Source organism: Paenibacillus sp. GL_099_B (assembly GCF_057835695.1).
Window position 1 is genome coordinate 5,820,223 of record NZ_CM174430.1, and the last position, 16,543, is coordinate 5,836,765.

A 16,543-nucleotide genomic window follows, 5' to 3' on the forward strand; every position below is an offset into this window, starting at 1 on the left:
ACGGGCAAATGCCCAAAACGATGATTTTCAGGCTCTACCGGGCAACGGCCCAATCAGCCTATCCCCAAAGCACATAATATACGATGTACGCAAGGGCGTGCCCAACACCACTTGAAAGGGGAATGACCATGTCTGGAGTAGTTGAAGAAACAAGAGGCGGTTATGGATGCGGCGGTTACGGAGGAGGATTTACAAATACAGGTGCCATTCTCGTTCTGTTCATCTTGCTCGTCATTATCACAAAATCGTTCCTCTGTTAGTTCATACGTCCTCACCAGGAGTCGGAACAAGGTAAGCTGACTGTAGCACAAAGAAGGGTATTCCGGGATACAGCTCGGAATACCCTTCTTTTGTTATGTTACGCAAGCGTCCCTAGTCGGCGTTGCCATTGAACGTTAACTAGTCAGACGCTCGACCGTTCATTCATCCTCTTCTTCCTTCAACCACTTGTTGCCCTGAGAACGTCGCATCAAGTAAATGACCAGCACACCAAGGACCAGTGCTGCTCCGGTCATGCTCAGTCCATTCCATCCCGCAACCAGCATCGGCAGCCACATGAGCAAGGCAGTCAGTGCATGCAGATTTGAGATGAACCCCAGCACCTGGGAACGACGACTCTCTCCCGAGATGGGATAAATCATAATCCAGAACGATTCACCATGACTGCGACGCAGTGCACCCAGTTGCACACCCACAAGCAGCAGGAAGAACAGGTATACACCAATACCGAAATAACTGCCTGCCGTCCACCAGGACAGCAACATACCCAGTACGACCAAGCGCACTACGATAGAGAACACTTCAGTTCGGATGAACGTTTTGGTGATCAGATAGCGATAGGCTTTCCCTGCATTCCACGGGAGGCCACTCCCCCATTTGCTGAGCCAGCGGCGAGAACTTACTCTTTGGCCTGATGAAGGCACATCTACGAACCATCCCAGCGTGCGCATCACTCGTCCAGCCTGGCCCTGCTCCACCTGAATGAGACGGTCCCATGAAACCCGATGTTTCAGAGGGATACGCAGGGCAACGATATATACAACAGCCAGCAGCAGCAGGAACCAGATGCTGCGCTGTGGAGGCTGCCACAACCAGGCGGCAATCGCCAATAGAGCCAATGCCCATCGGAGCAAACGATACCCTCTAGCAGCACCGATTTGCACCATGCGCAGTTCTTGCCAAGCCCCATAGCTCGATAGCCCTTTCCACAACAGGAGAAGCAGGATAAACCAGCCAAATGGCCTTGCATCCTGATCTGCACGAACATAGAGCGGCCACAACGTAACAAATACGAGCAGCATGCCCAAGGTTTTATAGATAATGCCACGAGCGAAGCTGTTTTTCAGATATTCGTGCATCCGATATTCCTGCGGACGTAAAAATACGATGTCTGCCGGATGCAGATATGTACGATAACTGCTAAACAGCACCAGTGGTGCCAGCAACAGCAACGTAATCCAGCGAATCGGAAATCCCGCCGGAATGTGCTGTACAAACGATGTATACCAGGCGGAGAACGCAATGACGAGAAATAAGAAAACCATGGCTACGCCACTCTGAATGACATAACCCAGATAAGGAAGAATTCCATTCCAGAATCCCGTGCGTCTTTGCTTCCATAGCTGCTTGAGATCCATGCTTAATCCCTGCCTTGTACAAGGGAATAGAACATATGCTCCAACGTGGCATTCGATTCCCCGAATTGAGTACGCAGCTCATTTAGCGTCCCTTGAGCAATGACCTGTCCTCGGTGCAGGACAATAAAACGGTCACAGTAATTTTCAATTGTGGACAGAATGTGTGAACTCAACAAAATGGATGATCCCGATGCCTTCATTTCGAGCATAAAATCAAGCAAAGAGCGGATTCCGAGCGGGTCAAGTCCCAGGAAAGGCTCATCAATGATATAGAGAGGCGGACCTGCCACAAAAGCACACATGATCATGACCTTTTGCCGCATACCTTTGGACAGGTGGGTCGACAGACTTGTACTTTTCTCATTCATTCGGAACAAGTCCAGCAGTTTCTCCGTACGCTTTTTGAAATCAGCCTCAGAAACACCATATGCTCTGGCCGTAAACTCCAGATGCTCCATGACTGTCATCTCGTCGTACAACTCAGGAGATTCCGGTACAAAGGCCATGGCGGATTGATATACCTGTGGGTCTTCGTCCCGCTTCTTGCCCATGACCCGCACTTCTCCCTGCTGCGGGGTCATCAATCCTAAAATATGCTTCATCGTAGTACTTTTTCCAGCACCGTTTAATCCGATCAGTCCGACCATTTCTCCGCGCCCAACTTCAAGATCGATGCCATGGAGGACGGGCCGTTTGGCACTATATCCTCCGCTTAGCCCGTTGATTTTCAATACGGGTGGTTGAACGTTATCCATCTATCCCTGCACCTCTTTCGTCAGGTTTTATTCTTCAGAGCGTGGCTCTTTACCTTTGCTCCATTTGGGAGCGCCCTTGTTCTTGCGATCCTGGTCCCGTTCTGTTCTGCCTGTATTGCCAGCTGGCTTGCCGCCCGCCGGACGTTGATTCGGAGCAGCAGTTCTGGCGCCGCCATTGCGGCTGGCCTGACCTGGTTTACGATCCCGGGACTGCCCTGGTTTTCTGGAGAAAGAATGCCCTTCAGGCCGCGTATCCGGACGAGGATCAGCCTCCAGCACTTTACCCCCGAACAATACACGTTCCGGCAATTCGATTCCTAGTTCCCGCGCAAACTTGCGCATAATGAAAATTTGCGTTTCGTCCACGATCGACAACACGATACCACTACGCCCCATACGACCTGTTCTTCCTGCACGGTGAACATAGTGTTCCGAATCAAATGCAGGGTCATAGTTAATGACCATCGGCAAACCTTCAATATCCAGTCCTCTGGCTGCAACCTCGCTCGCGATCAGCAGTTGCAGTTTGCCGTTGCGGAATGCAGATAGCACGTTGCTGCGGGTCACTTTGTCAGCATCTCCATACAGCGCAGCTGCGGAGAAGCCCAGATGATTCATTTTCGCTTCAACCTCGCCAATATCCTCGGTAGCATTCACAAAGACAATGGCACGATCCGGGTTATACTGTCTAACCAGACGTCGCAGCATATCAATTTTGTTACGGTTTTCTTCCACAAAATAAAAATGCTCCAGTCCTGCCGCGGTTGCCCGGTCCGGTTCAATTCCGATCTGTACCGGCTCTTTCATCTCCCGCTTCGCAAGTCCTGCGGTATGTTCATCGATCGTCGCCGACAGGAAAATGAGCTGACGGTCGCGCAGAGCACTGCGCAATACGAAGTCCACGTCACTTACCCCGCCGAGCTGGAATACCTGGTCTGCCTCGTCAATAACAATCGTGGAGACGTTGTGCATTTTCAGCTTTTTCAGCGTGATCAGTTCCTTCAGACGTCCTGGCGTTCCTACAACCAGTTCCGGGTGTTCACGCAGCTTCTCGATCTGACGTTTTACTGCGGCGCCGCCAATTAGCCCCAGAACGCCAATTTTGCGTTCTTCTCCATATCTCTGTGCTTCGCGTACAATCTGCATCGCCAGCTCTTGTGTAGGAGCTATGATGAGCTTCTGTGTCCCTTTCACATCACTTTTGATCGATTGCAGCAATGGCAGCAGATAGGCGAGCGTCTTGCCTGTTCCCGTCTGAGATTTCGAAACCACATCGCGACCTTCCAAAATAACCGGGATCGTCTGTGCCTGTACCGGTGAAGGTTCGTTGATGCCATGTCTGGCGAGTACAGCCTCAAGATCCTGTTCTACGCCAATTGAAGCAAATGTTTGATTCGTCATGTATGTCCATCCTTTAAATTTATTCGTTATGACGCTATATACATTCAACTAATAAATATTTACACTAACACTCCGATGACAGAACAACCTTCCGATCGCTGTTATCCCCAGATTTTTTTGATTCATTTTTGAAAAGGGGAAATCCGGGGATAGCGTATGCTTCCGATGTAGCTTTCTTTTAGAAAGCTTTTAGGCGAAGTGTATGCTTTCGAAGTAGCTTTCTTGCAGAAAGCTTGTAGCTTCGCTTCTTCAGGTTATTTCTGTCCTCTCCGTTATCGTGTAAATGTTTAGTTGAACATATATAGCCCTGCTTGTACTAATAAAACCGAAGCCTGTCATCACATTACCTTTCATTATATGCGAAAAAAGCCTCCGGACCAAATCTTATTCATGAAACATGTCTTTGCACGCAAAAAAAAGAAAAGCCCCTCGGCGGAGCCCTTCTTTCATCCGATATATGATGCCCATTGTTGCATCTTACTTCTGATTCATTACACCGTGCGACAATCTGTCAGCGAGACGCGGAAATAGCTGATACAGCCACACTCCAGCCGAAGCCAGTCTGGGCAGATTCACTTCTTCCTTGCGCTTCTTCATCGCCCGGATCATATGCCCCGCAACCTCTTCCGGCTTCAGCATCATCCAACGTACATTATTAACATAGTTACCGGAGGGGTCTGCCCTTTGGAAGAACGGTGTATCGATGGGTCCGGGATTAATGGTCGTTACCGTGACTCCGGTCTTGCGAAGTTCTTGGCGCAGGGCATTGCTGAAGCCAAGTACGGCATGTTTGGTCGCCGTATATGAAGCGGATTTTGCAGTTCCGATCTTGCCAGCCATGGAAGCTACATTTACGATTTGTCCTCTGCCTCGTTGTAGCATCTGCGGCAGCACTGCCTTGGTACAGCGGACAATGCCCATGTAATTAACGTCCATCATCTCATCGAATTCCTGCACAGACATATCCGTCATGGCCGCAAATTTTCCGTAACCAGCGTTATTCAGCAAAATATCGATTCGTCCGTATTTCTGCAACATCGCATCCACGGCTGTCTGAACTTGCTCATCATTCGTTACATCTAACGTGAGTAGTTCATGTTGCCCTTTCAGCGAGGCACCAATCTCTTCCAGCTTGTCCCGCGAGCGGGCAGCCAGAATCGGGATGGCTCCTTCTTCTATCAGCATCTGCGCACAGAGCGCACCGATTCCGCTCGACGCACCTGTGATAAAAACAACCTGATCTTTCAGCATACCGGATGTCCTCCCGTATTGAACACATATTGCCCCTAGAGGCGTATGGTTCTATTCTACGAGATCATCACTTGAATATCCATCTCACCGATTCCGTCCATCAGCAAAGGAATGCTCAATGCCTTCGTTGCACTAAAGGAAGTCAGATATTCAGAATTCATCACTTGTGGAGGTGTAATATCAACAATGACACCCTGATTGGACAGGATGGTACTTGCATTGCCGCTAATCATATTGCCAAGTTCCGAAATAGCACTTTTACTCATTTCGTCCATTTCTGTAATGACAAAACCGCCCATCATGGCAGAAACGATTTTCAATGCAACCGACTCTTGTATTCCAAACACAATGTTTCCGCTCAGTTGTCCAGTCATTCCGATCACGATCCAGACATGGTCTGCAATGTACTCCACATTTTTCACGGCAAGACTCCCGGTGGAAGGCGAAACTTGGATGAGCTGTTCGAATACGTTCCGTGCGGATTCCAGGAAAGGATTAATCACTTCCGCTTTCACTGTCTAATGTCCCCCTTACACTGGGTTATTGGTCACATACCAAAAGTCCCATATTCAATAAATTTATTATACTTTATCACGTACAAGAATTCACCAAGAATTCGGTAAAGCATGTGTACTATAATTTATCGTCATCCGCGTGGTAAATGTTTATAGCTGATTCTAGCGAATAAACAAGGCTTTTCGCATCTGCTGCAAGAACAATTGCCATAGAGAGGCATGGCAAAAGGCATTTAGGACTTTTTTACTGCTTCTTAAAACATTAAAAATTTTAATTTCTTGAAATTAAATTAATTTCTCATTCTAATGGACCTCCCCAAATCCATGAAGTTCCCTTCATTGCCCTGCTGTCCTGAATCACCTATAATTTAAGGAACGCAAGCAATGACCAGTTACGGGATTCCACCTATGGATAGACAGAAGACATTTTGCGTGCAAGGAGGCCATACATGAATATCAGTCAACTGGAGACGCTGATTACCATCTCGAAAACGATGAGTTTCCGCAAAGCCGGAGAACTTCTAAACTTGACCCAGCCCGCCGTCTCGGCCCAGATCAAGAGCCTGGAGGACGAATTCAGAACCGTTCTTGTTGATCGTAACCAACCGGTCACCCTCACCGATCGTGGACAAGTGTTTCTTCAACATGCCGAACGTATGCTGGACATCGTGGGTGAGTTGAAACAGAAGCTGATGGATCTCGATGAGACTCCTCAGGGACATATCAGACTCGGTACAACCACGTCCATTGCCATTCAGATTTTGCCACGGGTCTTATCCTACTTTCAGGATCAATTTCCACTCATCAAGACCAGTATCCAATCCCTGCCTTCCTCACAGATCTATACCCAGGTCGAGAATGGTATGGTCGATATTGGTATCGGTTATCTGACGGAGCGTAATCCTAACCTGAATACGTCCGTGCTGTATTATGATACGTTCGAACTTGTCGTATCACCATTCCATCCACTGGCGAAGCAAAAGCATGCTGCGGTGGATGTCCTGCGCAGCACACCTCTGATTTTGCTATCTCCGGATACGGTGGGGCGTCGCTTTACGGAAGGCATTTTCAAGAAACATAATATTGAGCCCAATATCGTCATGGAGTTGTCGAGCAGCGAAGAAGTGAAACGGATGGTGGAGATCAATCTCGGGGCAGCCGTTATATCCAAACAATCCGTTGCCCACGAGTTGCGGCAAGGCACACTGCGTATGATTCCACTCAGTGAACTGGAGGTCAGTCACCCTGTCGGAGTCATTTATAAATCAAGTCGTTATCTCAATTCGGCCATGCAGCAATTCCTGAGCGATCTCAAAGGCATGCCGGAGACCCAGTTCATCAGTTCAGAATGATAAATGAGCCATGAGAAAGGAAGGATTTCATATGAAATTTGATCTTCACACCCATCATTTTCGTTGTGGTCATGCAGACGGCAATATTCGCGACTATATCGAGGCAGGTATCCAGTCTGGACTTCAGGTCATCGGTATCTCGGATCATACACCTTACTTTGGCAGTGACGAAGAACAGGCTTTCCCCCGGATTGCGATGGGCAAGTCGGAATTGACTCATTACGTGGAAGAAGTACTGGCTCTGAAGGAAGAATACGCGGGCAAAATTGATGTGCTGCTTGGCATTGAATCCGACTATTTCCCTGTCCATGCCGAATTGTACCGCAGTACGCTGGGGCAATATCCTTTTGATTATATTATTGGTTCAGTTCATCATACGGAAGATGTCAGCATATTCAACAAAACCCGCTGGAATGGATTAAGCGATGCGCGTAAGGTTGAAGTGAAAGAGAGTTACTATGCATTGATTCGGCAATCAGCCCGAAGCGGCATGTTCCAGATTCTCGGACATATTGATGCTATGAAAGGAAATTATCCACCTTTCTCGGACATTATCGCGGATCAAGCCATTGATGAAACGTTGCAGGTCATTGCAGAATCGAACGTGGCTATTGAAATTAACACGTCGGGTAAAACCAAGCTCAGTGGCGGCTGGTACCCGTCAGATGCCATTCTGGAGCGTGCGCATCATTACGGGGTGAAGGTGACCTTCGGATCGGATGCCCACAAACCGCAGCGTGTTGCTGATGAACTAGATGACGTTCGTACACGTCTGCAAGAGATTGGATTCACCGAATGGGTATACTTCAAGCAGAAACAAATGCAAGTTGTACTTTTTTAAACATAGAGCATCACAATAGCCCTCACGGCGTAAAAAACGCTGTGGGGTTTTTCTTTGTATCCTAATATAAAAAAAATGTTATATAAGTTCAACTAAATATTTACACGATAACGGAGAGGACAGAACTAACTTGAAGAAGCGAAAGCGTTCGCCTTTATCCCCGGATTTCCCCTTTTTAAAAAGGATTCAAAAAATCTGGGGATAACAGCGATCGGAAAGTAGTTCTGTCATCGGAGTGTTGGTGTAGTAATTCCATAGTTAAACTTATATAGACAAAAAAAATGAACCCGCTAAGCGCGGGTCCCAACAGCATAATCTATTATCAAAAAGGGGGTCATGAGATAAGTTTACCCGCTGTCTGTTAGAGTTCAATTGCAGCTATATTTCAATTGTGTAACAAATGATTGAAGTTCGTTTCAAACCTCTGCTGTTTCATTTTATTCTATGTTACTCGTGCTTGTCGGATACCAACGTTTGCAGGCGATTTTCCCAATGAGAACGGACATGCTGTTCACGATACAGACTGTACACCTTAACATCCAGCAGAGTATCCGGCGTCTCACCATCCTCATGATTCAAAACAAACGAGGGTAGGGTCCGCTCATAAATCATACCGCTTTTGCAGAGAACCCGTTCGGATGATACATTTGCCTCGTAACAGCGGGCTTCCACTTTGCACAAATTAAGCTCGGCAAAACCGAATTCCAGCAATCGCTGTACTGCCTCGGTAGCCACTCCCTTACCCCAGCAGGATCTGTTCAGGATGTATCCGATCTGTGCGGTACCGTTCTGATCGTTCCAATGCTGGAATGAAGTGATGCCGATGATCTGTTCGCTGCCTTTCCAGCAGATGCCGTAATGCAGTGAATCCAGCTTGGCACTGCTGCTGCGAATCTGATTCAATAATCGCCTAGCCCGAATTGCCGTGGGCTGACTCCCCCTGTTTACATAACGGATCACCTGCGGGTCGGAAAACAGCTCCGACAACGTGCTGTAATCACTCTGACGTAATGATCGAAGAACAAGGCGCTCTGTCCATAAAGCAGGCAATCCTTGGCCCAGCATTTTTCGGGTCAGCATGACAATCGCTCCTTTTGCCTAACGGGTTCTAGTCCGGTAAGACAAGCATGCTCTGAGGATGATCCGGCGCAAATAAAATACATGGATAAACAATGAAACATCACTATACTCCGCTCAGTAGCCCGAACATTAGTATGCCAATTCATTACAGTCGTTTATTCCTGAGATGACTAATCCGTTTGCAACCCGCGATAAACGCCTGTACGAAGCTCTCGGATATAGAAATCAAGCGAAGGTACCTGGGCCTGCTGAGCAGTCTGTACTTCCTGCTCAATATCATAAGGTACCCTTACAAATTGAAGGTTGAATGGGGTGTTCCGATCGTTGCTGTTCTCTCCTTCAAGAATACAGTAAGAAGCCTGGGTAAAATCAAGCGGGTTACCCACACTGCCTGCATTGAACAACATTTTCCCATTCATAAATTGCAAGTATGCGTTATGCACATCCCCATATCCGACGACATCCGCCATACCAAGCTCAGGCTCATCTGCCGGAGGATCGAACATCGCTAACCTCTTCTCGATCTTATCCCATGGCTGTACGCGGTGATATACACTTTGGGGAGATGCGTGCACCAGGCGGATCGTACGACCACTCAGCTCTAATTGGTGGCTAAATGGCAAGCTCTCTAAATACGCCAATCGCTCCTTACCCAGCCGCTTCGCTTGCCAAGTAAAATTCTCATTGTCCTGATTAACCGCAACCAACTCATCCCAGTTGCCACGGATAACTTGCTCACATGTCTCTCTTACCAGATCTACAACCTGTACAGGATCAGGCCCCTTACCAACGAGGTCGCCAAGACAAAAGATTCGCTTCAATCCGCGACTCCGAATATCTTTTAATACCGCTTCCCAAGCAGTCATGTTGCCATGAATATCGGATACAATCGCAATTCGTTCCATCTGGCTAACCTCCCTTTATGCTCTATATTCTTTATGTTGTTAACCCTTTAGTTCAAAAACAGTCAATTCCGGCCTGCACAAAAAGCGAATCGGCAGTTGGGTCATGCCAAAGCCACGGTTCACATAGACTGGCATATGCTTATCACCTGCGTAATATAACCCTTGAATATACTTAAGTGAACCTCTCGGTGTTGTCAGTGCCCCAATCCACGGAAAACGTACCTGCCCGCCATGACTGTGTCCGGAGAGCTGCAGTCCGAAACCGTACGGTGCCGCAATGTCTGCATAATCGGGCTCATGCATAAGCAACAGTTTCCATACCTCTCTACTCAGTCCCTTAATTGCCGCAGCAGGATCAGGTCTGCCCGTAAGCGCGTCATCCAAACCTGCTATCGCGATACGTGAATCCCCTCGTTCAATCAGAACATGACTGTTTCGGAGCAACGTGAACCCGGCCTCCTTGAACATCAGCTCAACTTCATGCTGCTGTTGGCCTCGATAATCATGGTTCCCCAATACGGCATATTTTCCATACTTCGCTTGCATCGAGGCCAGTACAGGAATACATTCACGCATCGGTTCTGCTTCCCGTTCAACCATATCTCCGGTAAAACAAATCAGATCAGGCTGCTGCTCCCGTATCGTTTCAGCCAGCTTCTCCATTTGTTTCAGCCCCGTATGGAATCCAAGATGAGCATCACTGAACTGAATTACACGCAGTCCCGCGAATGCTTTTGGAAACTTGGGCAGTTTCAATTCAACATGCTTGATCTCCAGATGACGAGGCTCCCATAACCAGGCATATCCTCCTGTGAGTAAACTGGCACTCGCCGTCATTAAGATCATGCGCAGCAAAAAACTGCGCCGGGAGGGATCATGATCCTTTTCCTCTCCGGGAAAAATGGTGTCCTCCGAATCAGATCCATACTGTGAGCGCCGGGGCGGCGAGATCTTGCTGCCCTCACGCGGTGTTTCTCCCATGCGTCCCCCTCCTTCTTCCGCTCCAAATCCATCCCCTTAGTATACCATATTCTGCATGACTAGCCCGGTTCCTCTGCGCATATAGAAAAAGAAGCCGGGATCTTAGGCTACATGCGCCAAGGATCACGACTTCTTCTAATGGTACAGATTCGAAGTTCTGCATTTGATATGACTAGATTACACGCCCAACCAGCGTTTGAACATGTGTTTGGTCGTTTGTTTATTCATTTCGGCAATGGAAGTAGTCAGCGGAATACCTTTTGGACAAGAGCGAACGCAGTTCTGCGAGTTACCACAGCCCTCGATACCTCCGTCTTCCATAAGTGCTTCCAGGCGGTCTTCAGCGTTCATCTCCCCTGTTGGGTGAGCATTGAACAGACGTACCTGAGAAAGTGCAGCCGGACCGATAAAGTCTGTTTTTTCATTGACGTTCGGGCATGCTTCGAGGCATACTCCACATGTCATACATTTGGACAGCTCGTAAGCCCACTGACGTTTCTTCTCCGGCATCCGCGGACCTGGACCGAGGTCATAGGTACCATCAATCGGAATCCACGCTTTAACCCGTTTCAGGGCGTTAAACATCCGGGCACGGTCGATGACGAGGTCACGAACCACCGGGAAGGTTTTCATCGGTTCAATGCGAACTGGCTGTTCGAGCTTATCGATCAGGGCTGCACACGCTTGACGCGGCTTGCCGTTGATGACCATGGAGCATGCTCCACAGACTTCTTCGAGACAGTTCGATTCCCAGCAGACCGGGGCAATGGACTTGCCTTCTGTATTAACCGGGTTACGCTGGATCTCCATCAGGGCGCTAATAACGTTCATGCCGGGACGGTACGGAAGCTCAAACTCTTCGTTGTACGAAGATGACTCCGGGTTGTCCTGACGGGTGATGATAAACTTGACGGTTTTTGGGGCTGTAGCTGTGTCCGTCATATCGTTGTCCCCTCCTTTGGTGACGATGATTGATTGCTATCGTTACAAGACCACAATGTTCACAAATGGTCACTCCGCTGGCAGAAGATCCTTCCGATCGCTGTTATCCCCAGATTTCTTTGATCCACCTTATAAGGGTGGAAATCCGGGGATAAAGGCGAACGCTTCGCTTCTTCAGTATTCTTCTGCCTTCTCCGTTCAGGTGTTAACTTTTAGATCATGTAAATATTAAATAAATCCTCTTGATGTTATGCAGCAAAGGCGGGCGCTTCGCTTCTTCAGGACATTTCCGTCTCCTCCGCTGCGTCGTGCTTATAGAGTCGCTTTACTGAAAGTAGCAATAATTCATTCTGGTTGCAGTAACTTTGAGAAGCTCCGCGAACGCTTCGCCTCTATATGTCTACTGCTTTTTCCGTTAAGATGCTAAGTCTTTAACTTTATTAATAGACCAAAATTCCGTTTACTTAATCCTTCGAGTAGTCCCGGATCCGTGGTGGGATCAGGGAAACGTCTACAGGCTCGTACGAAATTTTTGGACCTTCCTTCGACCAGCTTGCGATGGTTGTTTTCAGGAATTCCTCGTCGTTCCGTTCGGTGAAGTCCGGTTTGTAATGCGCTCCACGGCTTTCGTTACGCAGCAGTGCGCCCAAAGTCATCGCTTCCGCCAGTTCAATCATATTCCACAGCTGGCGGGTAAACGCTGCACCCGGGTTGTTCCAACCGGAAGTGTCGTACATGTTGATTTTGCCGTAACGCTCTTTCAATTCCTTGATTTTGCCGATGGTCGCTTCCAGCTTATCGTTGTAACGTACCACCGTCATATTCGCCGTCATCCACTCGCCAAGCTCTTTGTGAATGACATAGGCATTTTCATTGCCCTGCATGTTTAGGATGCCTTCGTATTTATCGGTTTGGCGCTTGGTATAACCATCGAATACGGAAGAACTGATATCTGCGGACGATTTTTTGAGTCCTTTGATATATTCAACCGCTTTCGGTCCAGCTACCATACCACCATAGATTGCCGATACCAGGGAATTCGCACCGAGGCGGTTCGCACCATGATATTGGTATTCACATTCACCAGCTGCGAACAGTCCTGGAATGTTTGTCATTTGGTTATAATCTACCCACATGCCGCCCATGGAATAATGGACTGCCGGGAAGATTTTCATCGGGATTTTACGTGGGTCATCACCCATGAACTTCTCGTAGATCTCAATGATTCCTCCGAGCTTCACATCCAGCTCCTTCGGATCTTTGTGTGACAGGTCAAGGTATACCATGTTCTCGCCGTTCACACCGAGGCCCATATCCACGCAGACGCTGAAAATTTCGCGCGTCGCGATATCACGCGGAACAAGGTTACCGTATGACGGATACTTTTCTTCGAGGAAGTACCAAGGCTTACCGTCTTTGTACGTCCAGATCCGTCCACCTTCACCACGAGCCGATTCGGACATCAGACGCAGCTTGTCATCGCCTGGAATGGCTGTCGGGTGAATCTGAATGAACTCACCGTTCGCGTAATTTACACCTTGCTGATATACCGCACTTGCGGCAGTACCTGTATTGATAACCGAGTTGGTTGTTTTACCGAAAATAATGCCAGGGCCGCCGCTCGCCAGAATAACTGCTTCTGCCGGGAACGTTTGTACCTTCATCGTTTTCAGATCTTGTGCTACAATCCCGCGGCAGATGCCTTCGTCATCCACAACAGCCTGCAGGAACTCCCAGTTCTCATACTTCGTAACGAGACCCGCTGCTTCCCAGCGACGTACTTGCTCATCCAACGCGTAGAGCAATTGTTGTCCTGTCGTTGCACCGGCAAACGCCGTACGGTGATGCTTCGTTCCACCGAAACGACGGAAATCAAGCAAACCTTCCGGTGTCCGGTTAAACATTACGCCCATCCGGTCCATCAGGTGAATGATACCTGGTGCCGCTTCACACATCGCTTTGACTGGAGGCTGATTCGCCAAAAAGTCACCGCCGTATACTGTATCGTCAAAGTGTACCCATGGGGAGTCGCCCTCACCCTTGGTATTTACCGCACCGTTGATGCCGCCTTGGGCACATACGGAGTGGGATCTTTTGACGGGAACCAGTGAAAATAAATGAACATGGACTCCGGCTTCAGCCGATTTGATCGCCGCCATCAATCCCGCGAGACCTCCGCCCACAATAATTACATTAGATGATGCCATTGCTGTTCACTCCCTTATAAGTCAGCATTTAAAGTCCAAATGCTTAAATCAGAACTGTCTTAACTGCGTCAATCATCGAAGTTGCTACCTGGAAATCCATGCTCCGGAAAGCAAGCAACGATACAATAAACATGATGGCTACGATAGCAAACAAGCTCATGCAGATGTAGGAAGATACACGCTGCGCACGAGGACCGACGGTAATTCCCCAGCTAACCAGGAACGACCACAAGCCATTGGCAAAGTGATAGGATGCCGCAACCACACTAATCAGATATAAAATAAACGTTACCGGGTTCATCACGATGCCATGTATAACACCGCCAAGCTCTTCGTGTGTGACATTCCCCAGCGCAACCTGGAAACGAGTCTCCCAAATATGCCAGATGACGAACACAAACGTAATGACACCGCTGACGCGCTGCAACGTATAGCGCCAGTTGCGCTCATTGCCAAAACGTCCCACGTTAGGCTTGGCTTGATAGGCAATGTACAAACCATATACACCGTGATAGAACAGCGGCAACCAGATGAGAAGCGTTTCAAGTACAATCACGAGCGGCAGGCCATTCAGAAATGCAACTGCATCGTTAAAGCCTTCTTTGCCGCCTTCAACTGCCGAGAAGTTCGTCACCATGTGCTCAATGAAAAACAGACTGAGCGGAATGACGCCAAGCAAGGAGTGCAGCTTTCTGGAGTAAAACCCTTTCATAAAATGTCGATCCCCTTTCGCTAAATACAACGTTTTCATAAATAAATTCGCTTATCATGACACAAACCTTTCCCAAGGAAAGGTTCGACAAATTGTTCCGTTTTCTTCAGGTGTGAACAACTTGTGTCACGATTCATGTTACTCCTTTTTTTCTTATAAGGGAATTGCAATATAATTATTAAATGTTATAACCTATAGGTATAAGTTATAAACATCGGTCGTGCAGGCCATACAACATGAAGAAATATTTGACAAGGAGATGCCTCACGCAAAGTACGTTCATTAGAAAAGAGGTTAGTGCTCATGTTCGAGGAATTAAACGCTTTTGCGGCGGTTGTAGAGCAGTCCAGTCTGAACCGTGCATCGAAATTGCTGAATTTGTCACAGCCCGCGCTGTCTCGCAAAATCTCCAAATTGGAGGATGAACTCGGCGTGGCGCTCTTTCATCGCCGTGGTAAACGACTTGAATTAACCAGCGTAGGCCAGTTTGCCTACACTTTCGCGGTAGAGCAGAAACAGCAGCAACAAAAATTTCTGACCATGCTGGCCCAGTACAAGGACGAAGAACAAAGCTCCATTACGCTTGGAGCCAGTCTGACAACGCTTCAAACCACATTGCCACCGCTGGTAAATGCCTTTATGGAGAAACATCCGAATGCGGAAATCAAGCTGGTGACGGGGAAAACGCATGAAATTGTTTCTTTTGTGCGGGATAAAAAAGCTGATGTAGGTATCGTTGCCTCTTCTATAAGTGAAGCCGGGCTAAACTGTGTGCCACTCTTTGATGATCATCTGGAGCTGGTTGTGCCCTTAACGCATCCCCTATCGGGTAAAGAAGCCGGAATGGAACATTTGCAAGATCTGCCGATGATTACGTTCTCCAAGGGAACCTGGTATCGCAAATTAACCGACGACCTGTTCCAGCGCTGCGCCGTGATGCCGGATATTCGCATGGAGATTGATTCCTTTGAAGCGATTGTCCGTCTTCTGCCTACCTGCAAAGCTGCAGCCCTTTTGCCCAAGTCATATCTCCGCCCTCAGTTGCTTGCGGACAATGATCTCGTCTCGGTATATCTGCCGCAATTGCAACAGACCCGGCGAACAACCTGCATGATCTATGGGGAAAAGGAAGACCTCAGCCAAACCTCCAGACAGTGGGTCAGAGAAACGGCTGCGCTCTTTACAGCAAAGGCGCCGCTGCCCTCACGGAGGACTACGACGCCTTAGCATTCATATCAATCAGCCGAGCTCAACGCTCTGCTTTCATTTAATAGACTCAGCTCTAGCTCTCTTGGCTGATCACTTCTTCCTCAAAACGGTCAATGTCATCATTCATGCCGATAATCACCATGATATCACCCATCTGAAGCGAGTCCAGTGCAGTCGGGGCAATGATGACCCCGGCTTCTTTTTGCAAAGCTACAATGCTGCAACCAAAGCGTACTCGAGCATTCAGAGTGGACAGCGTTTTATTATGCAGACAGGCCGGAACCTTCATCTCCACAATACTGTAATCATCGGACAATTCGATATAATCCAGCAGATTCGGGGTGACGAGCTGATGGGCTACCCGGATTCCCATATCACGCTCAGGATAAACGACACGATCGATCCCCAGCTTGTCCAGTGCCCGTCCATGAAGAACTGAAATGGCTTTGGCCACAACTGTTTTTACACCGAGTTCCTTCAGTAAAATAGCAGTGAGAATACTGGTCTGGATATCAGCCCCGATGGCAACGATACAGCAGTCAAAATTACGGATGCCCAGGGAGCGCAGCACTTCCTCATCAGTTGAATCCGCGACGACGGCATGGGTGACCAATTCACTCATGTCTTCGACGACTTCTTCATTTTTATCGATACCCAGCACTTCATAACCAAGCTCCATTAATTCCTGTGCCAGACTGGAGCCAAAGCGCCCAAGCCCAATTACCGCAAACTGCTGTGTTTTCATTGTTCTTCAC

16 protein-coding genes are annotated in these 16,543 nt (G+C 48.3%); 4 read left to right on the forward strand and 12 right to left on the reverse strand.

Annotated features, from left to right (window positions below):
• Positions 1-128 precede the first annotated feature (128 nt).
• Positions 129-260, forward strand: coding sequence for a YjcZ family sporulation protein (locus tag AC3ITG_RS26415; RefSeq protein ID WP_236703600.1), 132 nt, complete (start codon positions 129-131; stop codon positions 258-260).
• Between the two features lie 159 nt (positions 261-419).
• Here AC3ITG_RS26415 and AC3ITG_RS26420 read toward each other — a convergent pair whose 3' ends face one another.
• The 5 genes from AC3ITG_RS26420 to AC3ITG_RS26440 all read right to left on the reverse strand — a co-directional run bounded on the left by AC3ITG_RS26420 (position 420) and on the right by AC3ITG_RS26440 (position 5,559).
• Positions 420-1,637 (reverse strand): ABC transporter permease, encoded by a 1,218-nt coding sequence (locus AC3ITG_RS26420; protein WP_489251829.1) that lies wholly within the window; start codon positions 1,635-1,637, stop codon positions 420-422.
• Positions 1,638-1,639: 2 nt separating this feature from the next.
• Positions 1,640-2,392, reverse strand: coding sequence for an ABC transporter ATP-binding protein (locus AC3ITG_RS26425; protein WP_076290881.1), 753 nt, complete (start codon positions 2,390-2,392; stop codon positions 1,640-1,642).
• A 27-nt stretch (positions 2,393-2,419) separates the two neighbouring features.
• Positions 2,420-3,793, reverse strand: a complete 1,374-nt coding sequence (locus tag AC3ITG_RS26430; RefSeq protein ID WP_413373431.1) for a DEAD/DEAH box helicase — start codon at positions 3,791-3,793, stop codon at positions 2,420-2,422.
• 477 nt (positions 3,794-4,270) lie between these two features.
• The gene (locus tag AC3ITG_RS26435; RefSeq protein ID WP_053783210.1) at positions 4,271-5,044 is read right to left on the reverse strand and encodes an SDR family NAD(P)-dependent oxidoreductase; all 774 of its coding nucleotides are present in this window, start codon (positions 5,042-5,044) and stop codon (positions 4,271-4,273) included.
• A 56-nt stretch (positions 5,045-5,100) separates the two neighbouring features.
• Positions 5,101-5,559 carry a chemotaxis protein CheX gene (locus AC3ITG_RS26440; protein WP_413373432.1) on the reverse strand — a complete coding sequence of 153 codons (459 nt, stop codon included), beginning with the start codon at positions 5,557-5,559 and terminating at the stop codon, positions 5,101-5,103.
• Between the two features lie 449 nt (positions 5,560-6,008).
• Here AC3ITG_RS26440 and AC3ITG_RS26445 point away from each other — a divergent pair, with 449 nt between their 5' ends.
• Positions 6,009-6,911, forward strand: a complete 903-nt coding sequence (locus tag AC3ITG_RS26445) for a LysR family transcriptional regulator (protein ID WP_024632619.1) — start codon at positions 6,009-6,011, stop codon at positions 6,909-6,911.
• Positions 6,912-6,942: 31 nt separating this feature from the next.
• Positions 6,943-7,752 (forward strand): histidinol-phosphatase, encoded by an 810-nt coding sequence (locus AC3ITG_RS26450; protein WP_489251830.1) that lies wholly within the window; start codon positions 6,943-6,945, stop codon positions 7,750-7,752.
• Positions 7,753-8,199: 447 nt separating this feature from the next.
• Here AC3ITG_RS26450 and AC3ITG_RS26455 read toward each other — a convergent pair whose 3' ends face one another.
• From AC3ITG_RS26455 to AC3ITG_RS26480, 6 genes are all read right to left on the reverse strand, one after another.
• Entirely contained in the window at positions 8,200-8,832 is a 633-nt protein-coding gene (locus AC3ITG_RS26455; RefSeq protein WP_413373434.1) for a GNAT family N-acetyltransferase, read from the reverse strand.
• A 170-nt stretch (positions 8,833-9,002) separates the two neighbouring features.
• Positions 9,003-9,737 (reverse strand): metallophosphoesterase family protein, encoded by a 735-nt coding sequence (locus tag AC3ITG_RS26460; RefSeq protein WP_413373435.1) that lies wholly within the window; start codon positions 9,735-9,737, stop codon positions 9,003-9,005.
• A 39-nt stretch (positions 9,738-9,776) separates the two neighbouring features.
• Entirely contained in the window at positions 9,777-10,718 is a 942-nt protein-coding gene (locus AC3ITG_RS26465; protein ID WP_489251831.1) for a metallophosphoesterase, read from the reverse strand.
• Between the two features lie 177 nt (positions 10,719-10,895).
• The gene (gene sdhB / locus AC3ITG_RS26470) at positions 10,896-11,660 is read right to left on the reverse strand and encodes a succinate dehydrogenase iron-sulfur subunit (protein ID WP_489251832.1); all 765 of its coding nucleotides are present in this window, start codon (positions 11,658-11,660) and stop codon (positions 10,896-10,898) included.
• A gap of 464 nt (positions 11,661-12,124) precedes the next feature.
• Entirely contained in the window at positions 12,125-13,867 is a 1,743-nt protein-coding gene (gene sdhA, locus AC3ITG_RS26475; RefSeq protein WP_413373438.1) for a succinate dehydrogenase flavoprotein subunit, read from the reverse strand.
• Between the two features lie 43 nt (positions 13,868-13,910).
• Positions 13,911-14,579, reverse strand: coding sequence for a succinate dehydrogenase cytochrome b558 subunit (locus AC3ITG_RS26480; RefSeq protein ID WP_063566173.1), 669 nt, complete (start codon positions 14,577-14,579; stop codon positions 13,911-13,913).
• Positions 14,580-14,882: 303 nt separating this feature from the next.
• On the opposite strand from AC3ITG_RS26480, the gene AC3ITG_RS26485 reads away from it, so the two are divergent.
• A complete protein-coding gene (locus AC3ITG_RS26485) occupies positions 14,883-15,806 on the forward strand; it encodes a LysR family transcriptional regulator (RefSeq protein ID WP_063566089.1) in 924 nt (307 codons plus the stop codon).
• 55 nt (positions 15,807-15,861) lie between these two features.
• Here AC3ITG_RS26485 and AC3ITG_RS26490 read toward each other — a convergent pair whose 3' ends face one another.
• Positions 15,862-16,533, reverse strand: a complete 672-nt coding sequence (locus tag AC3ITG_RS26490; RefSeq protein WP_076290888.1) for a potassium channel family protein — start codon at positions 16,531-16,533, stop codon at positions 15,862-15,864.
• Positions 16,534-16,543: the final 10 nt, after the last annotated feature.